The following is a 1,079-nucleotide window of genomic DNA, read 5'->3' as shown; positions in this document are numbered from 1 at the left end:
AACCGCCAGTACCCTGGAAAACGACGCCCGCCTGTACCTGAGCGAAGCCAGCCAGGCGCAGGCGCAACAGACCCTTTCGCTGTTGCAGCGCAGCGTGGTCGAGGGCGAATCGATTGCCCGCCAGTTCAGCGAAAACCGCCGGATCCAGGGTGCCTGGGGCGTGACCGAGGCCGACTTCCGACAGTTCTCCAGCCACGCCCTCGCGGTCCAGGCCAAGGCTTCCAGCGCCTTCGGCCTGGCCCTCGCCTTCGAACCCGACAGCACCCAGGACCCGGCCTTCCTCAACCAGCCCTTTGCGGGCAACGAGCGGGGCCGCTTCGCCGTGTATCAATCGGCAAAAACCAGCGGCTACACCATTGCCGAAAAGGAACTGCAAGACGACGGCACCGCGGCGACCTTCTGGTACAACTGCCCGCTCAAGCAAGGACGTACCTGCATTACCGAGCCCTATGCCTACACCGATGCGGCCGGCGCCAGCACCCTGATGACCACGGTGGCGGTGCCGCTGCTCGACCGGCAGCGCGCCATCGGCACCCTCAGCCTGGACATCAGCCTGGCCAGCCTGCAGGACCACGCGGTGCAGTCCGCCAGCAGCCTGTACCACGGCGCCGCGCGGGTGCTGCTGGTCAGTCCCCGGGGCGTGATCGCCGCCGACAGCCAGTCGCCGGACAACCTCGGCAAACCGCTCGCCACCCTCGACGCCCGCCTCGCCCAGGCGCTGTCCACGGACAACCAGGCGCTGCTGGAACTGGACGACGACCTGCTGGCTCTCTCCAGCTTCCCCGGCAGCGAAGGCGGACACTGGACCACCCTGATCAGGGTGCCCCGGCAGACCGTGCTGATGCCCCAGCAGCAACTGGCCGCAGCCCTGGACGACGCGCAAGAGCACAGCATGCGTACCCAGCTGTGGCTGACCGCCCTGCTGGCCATCGTCAGCCTGGGCCTGATCGCCTGGCTCGGTCACGCCATCAGCCGGCCGATCCGCACCGTGGCCGAGGCCCTGGACGAGATCGCCGAGGGCGAAGGCGATCTCACCCGGCGCGTGGTGCATGCCCGCCACGTCGAAGTCGGGGCGCGGG

At 68.8% G+C, this 1,079-nt stretch carries 1 protein-coding gene; it reads left to right on the top strand.

Going from position 1 to position 1,079, the window contains the following annotated elements; translation table 11 throughout:
* A partial coding sequence (locus ACFV4G_RS43565; RefSeq protein ID WP_380449227.1) for a HAMP domain-containing protein occupies positions 1-1,079 on the top strand: 1,079 nt, incomplete at both ends.

Origin of the sequence: Kitasatospora sp. NPDC059747 (assembly GCF_042732955.1) — a bacterium.
GTDB lineage: Bacteria > Actinomycetota > Actinomycetes > Streptomycetales > Streptomycetaceae > Kitasatospora.
The sequence above is the reverse complement of the archived record's forward strand: the minus strand, read 5'-3'. Positions and strand labels throughout refer to the sequence as shown.